This is a genomic window from Dysgonomonas sp. Marseille-P4677, assembly GCF_016652235.1.
Taxonomy (GTDB): Bacteria; Bacteroidota; Bacteroidia; order Bacteroidales; family Dysgonomonadaceae; genus Dysgonomonas.
Genome location: NZ_JAEPKU010000240.1, coordinates 1 through 2,483 on the forward strand (window position 1 = coordinate 1; position 2,483 = coordinate 2,483).

Genomic DNA, 2,483 nt, shown 5'->3' on the forward strand with positions numbered 1-2,483 from the left:
GTGATAACTATAATATCTTTTGATATAAAAATGTAGTATTGAATATTTCTTTATTCTAACTTTTATGTTTTTCAATACCAATACCTGCTAGATCGTTCAGCTTCAACTTTCCATCAACTACTGTTACTCCATTGAAACAATCGTTACTGATGAGCAGGTTTCCGTCTAAGTCGGCCCAATCTACAGCCGGAGATAGCTGAGTGGCAGCGGATATGGCACAAGAAGTTTCAGTCATACAACCTATCATCACTTTCATATTTGCAGCGCGGGCTACGGTTAGTATTTTCCAAGCCTCACGCATACCCGTACATTTCATCAATTTGATATTTACTCCCGAGAATGCACCTTTTAGCTTGAGTACATCAGTAAGTCGTTGAAAAGATTCGTCAGCAAATATAGGTAAAGGGCTGCGTTCTGTAACCCATGCCGCATCGTCCAGATTGTATTTTGGCATAGGTTGTTCTATCATTACTATGTTTCGTTCTTTGAGCCAATAGATCATATCCAGTGCCTGATGTTTGTCTTTCCATCCCTGATTGGCATCTACGGCAATAGGCTTATCTGTTACCGTTCTTATAGCTTCTATCATTTGCTTGTCGGTATCTCGTCCCAGTTTCACTTTGAGGATATTATATGGTGAGGCCTCGCGTGTTTTTTGTTTTACAACTTCGACAGTATCTATTCCAATAGTAAAGGTTGTAGATGGAGTGTTTTCTTTGTTTAGCCCCCATATTTTATACCAAGGCTGATTCATTAGTTTACCTACTAAATCGTGTAACGCTATATCGACAGACGCTTTTGCTGCAGTATTATTTTCGGCTATTGTGTCGATGTAGGTCAGTATGTCGTCCAGTTCGAAAGGGCTTGAAAATTGCTCAAGGTTCACTTTTTTCAAAAACTCAATGACTGAGGCTTGGGTTTCTCCTAAATATGGTGGGAGAGAAGCTTCTCCATACCCGGTAATTCCATCAAAAGATATTTCGGTAAGTACAACGGGTGTTGTAGTACGCGACGAGTTAGCGATAGTGAATACATGGCGCAGTTGCAGGTCGTATGGTTTGAAACTGAGTTTCATCTTTTTGCTACCTGAAGATACTGTTTTTTTATTGTTTTGAGCGAATATATTTAAAGGCGTACTTGCTGCGATACTACTGCTTATAGCTGCAAAAGCAGTAGCTTTTAGAAAATTGCGTCTCGATTGTGCCATGCCTATTTTATTTTAACGGATTAATTTTAATATTACGGTTGTACTTTATACATAGGATTGTTGTCTATAGACCAGATTCCCTTTGTATCTATAGCGCCTATAACACGCGATGCTCTGATAAATTCTTTTGTGTTTACTTCATCATAATTCGGTTTTGCAGGGTCTAGGCTGCCTATTCGTATACATCCCGAAGCATGAATAAATTCATTATTCCCTATGTAGAATGCTACATGTCGGATACGTTCCTTTTTGTTGTCGGAAGCTTTTTTTCCAAAAAACATAAGATCACCTATTTGTAGATTGCTGTATCCGGTACTTATATCTATCGGTATTCCAGTATTTACCTGCTGTGAAGCATCTCTCGTAAGAATAATTCCATGCAGGAATAATACCGTCTTGGTAAAGCCGCTACAGTCCATGCCTTTCGCCGAGGTGCCACCCCATACATATGGGATTCCCATCATTTTAAATGATTCTTTTACAAAATTTTCACCTGTCGGATTCAGCGAAGCGTACCATTCGTTATACTTTCTTGATTGACTTTTAAGTATATATGCATTTCGCCCATCTGGGTATGATACTTTGTAGAAGTCACCTTCCTCACCCTCATATTTTAAGATATTTCCTACTACAAGGTCTGAAACAGTCTGTCTTTCTTTGTCGGGATATTGATATCCAAAACCGAAATAATCGGTAAAAATAATTTTTGGAGATTTAGTCCAGATATTAAATTCTTCTTTGTTCATCGGCTGAAAAGTAGCTTGTTGGGTCCAAGCTATATATCCGTCTGGAGTTTGTATTCTGTACCATCCATCTTTTTGAAGTACACGTAATGGTGTGCCTAGCATTGCTTGTGTAGCCATTTCTGCCGAGAAATCGCCTTTGGTACGTATGTCTGCTACCGATAAGTTGATAACTCCAAATTTCTGGTCGCCCAGTTCGACTGATGGCAGTAGTTGTATGCTGTCTGTGAAAATTTTATATTTATTTTTTACAGCTTTATTTAGTTCGTTATGTACATGCTTGTCAGATATATATCCTTTCAGTATGGGGCTGTTTATTTTACCTGAAATGTTGATTTCATAGACACTAACCCGTTTGTCTGGTATATATTTTTGCTGTATACTGTCTATTATATTTTTTAGTTCGGGATGCTTCTCTACATTCTGGCTAAATATGAATGTACTAGACAGTATTGTAATAAAAAGAATAAATAGCTTTTTCATATTGGAAGTATTGAGAATTGGTGAATGTTTTATACAAAACCGTTATAATG

2 protein-coding genes are annotated in these 2,483 nt (G+C 37.7%); both read right to left on the bottom strand.

What is annotated here, in order from left to right; translation table 11 throughout:
- Window positions 1-55: 55 nt before the first annotated feature.
- The gene (locus JGH11_RS19715) at window positions 56-1,207 is read right to left on the bottom strand and encodes a dipeptide epimerase (protein ID WP_201114632.1); all 1,152 of its coding nucleotides are present in this window, start codon (window positions 1,205-1,207) and stop codon (window positions 56-58) included.
- A 32-nt stretch (window positions 1,208-1,239) separates the two neighbouring features.
- A complete protein-coding gene (locus JGH11_RS19720; RefSeq protein ID WP_201114634.1) occupies window positions 1,240-2,433 on the bottom strand; it encodes a C40 family peptidase in 1,194 nt (397 codons plus the stop codon).
- Window positions 2,434-2,483 lie beyond the last annotated feature (50 nt).

Bases quoted from the DNA above. Each gene is read 5' to 3' on its own strand.
- JGH11_RS19715 (WP_201114632.1), bottom strand. From the start codon at position 1,207: ATGGCACAATCGAGACGCAATTTTCTAAAAGCTACTGCTTTTGCAGCT.
- JGH11_RS19720 (WP_201114634.1), bottom strand. From the start codon at position 2,433: ATGAAAAAGCTATTTATTCTTTTTATTACAATACTGTCTAGTACATTC.